We start from the raw sequence: 1,843 nt of genomic DNA, 5'->3' as shown, positions 1-1,843 counted from the left end.
CTGTCTCACTAACGGGGAAGTGGACAAATGCACAGTCATTGGCGGCCATCACTGCTCTCGGAGAAGGGGCCCGTTGACCCTAGCGCCCAGCTTGCTATGCTTCGCTGACCTCAGCCGGATTCGCTGATGATAGATATTGGAGAAGGACTTCCATGACCGATCCCGTTTCGCTTGGCCGCGATATTCTCGCCGCCCTGGCCACCCCACTCCAAGACCGACGCCTGATCGAAATCGACGCCGCCGCAGATGGCCTGGTGGTGGAGCACTTTCGGGGCCGCGAGGAAGTCTGTGGCCAGTACACCTTCACCATCGACTGCTTCATTACCGGCTCGGACCGTCGGGATGAGGACATTGGTGACGTCTTGAACGGCCAGCCGATGATGCTGTCCCTACGCTGTCCGGATGGCGGCTGGCGCCGCTGGCACGGTGTCTGTGTAGACTCCTATCAATACCGGGACATGGACGGTTTGCCCCGCTGCGAGTTGGTCCTGGGTTCCTGGAACTTCTGGCTGGGAGAACGCCTGAACAGCGAGATCTTCCCTCAGTGCTCCGCCCAAGACGTTATCGAGCGCATCATCGGCGAATACCCCGAAGCCGCTGTCCGCTTTGATCTCACGACCCCGCTGCCGCAACGGCCCATGATCACCCAGTACCGGGAAAACCAGTGGGCCTTCTGTCAGCGATTGATGGCGGAATACGGACTGGCTTGGCGTTTTGAGCATCGCCAGGACGGCCAAGAGGATGCCGAAGACGGCGGCCCGCCGGTGACTTTGGTGGTGTTCGACCAGCACGCCCGCCTGCCGGAAGGCCCCTCCCTGGATTTCCATAATGACCACGCCGAGGAAAGCCGACCTTCGGTGACCCGCTTCACCGACGGTAGCCGCCTCACCCCCAACGCGGTGCAGGTGGCCAGCTGGCACAGCAGCAAGGTACGTACCGTCACTGGTCGCGCCGAAGCCACCGACCCAGATGGTCTGCCGGTACGGGAGATCTACTGGCACCGCCAGGATGCTCGCTTCGACAGCGCCGAACAGGCGGAACGGACCGCCGGCCACCATCTGGATGCCTTGCGGGTGTTACAACGGGTCCATCGCGGCGAAAGTCGGGTACGCACCCTAGCCACCGGTGAAGCCTTTACCTTGAGCGGCCATCCGCGTTGCGATGAAGGGCCCTATGTGGCGCTGGTGGTGGAACACGCGGCGGTGAACAACTTGGGCCATGCTGGCGAGTTGCTCGGCGACGAAACCCTCAGGGCCGGCCAGTACCGCAACGCCTTCCTGGCCGTCCCCGCCACCACGCCCATAGCCCCTATGCCCCGCCCCAAGCCCGAGGTGGGCGGCCCGCTGCTGGCGCGAGTGGTAGGCCACCCCGGCGACGCCGTGACCAGCAGTCGCGACCATCAGGTGCGCATCCAATACACTTGGCAGCGCGGGGACGCTCCCAACCCCGGTGGCCTTAACGACGCGGGTGCCCCCCAATCGGGTCATGCCCCTGGCGATGCGTCTTCGGGGATTTGGGTGCCGGTGGCGGAAGCCCTGGCAGGTCCCAACTGGGGCGCCAACTTCCTGCCCCGGATCGATAGCGAGGTCTTGGTCGAGTTCCGTCAGGGGGACATTGATCAGCCGGTGATCATCGGTCAACTCTACAACGGCGAAGTGAAACCGCCGTTCGGCGTCGCCCAGGAAGACGGCACCAACCACGCCGGCACCGTCAGCGGCCTGCAAACCCGCGACCACGACGGCCAGGGCGATCACAGCCCGACCCTGCAGCGCCTGCTGCTGGACGACACCCCGAAACAGGTGAGTGTACGGCTGGAAACCAGCCTGGCCCGCAGCGGCCTGGG

1 protein-coding gene is annotated in these 1,843 nt (G+C 64.5%); it reads left to right on the top strand.

Going from position 1 to position 1,843, the window contains the following annotated elements; genetic code table 11:
- Positions 1 to 152 precede the first annotated feature (152 nt).
- Positions 153 to 1,843, top strand: a 1,691-nt coding sequence (locus A6D6_RS21570; protein WP_159661847.1) for a type VI secretion system Vgr family protein, incomplete at its 3' end; no start/stop codon positions are given.

Origin of the sequence: Alcanivorax xiamenensis (assembly GCF_009846745.1) — a bacterium.
GTDB classification, from domain to species: domain Bacteria; phylum Pseudomonadota; class Gammaproteobacteria; order Pseudomonadales; family Alcanivoracaceae; genus Alloalcanivorax; species Alloalcanivorax xiamenensis.
The sequence above is the reverse complement of the archived record's forward strand: the minus strand, read 5'-3'. Positions and strand labels throughout refer to the sequence as shown.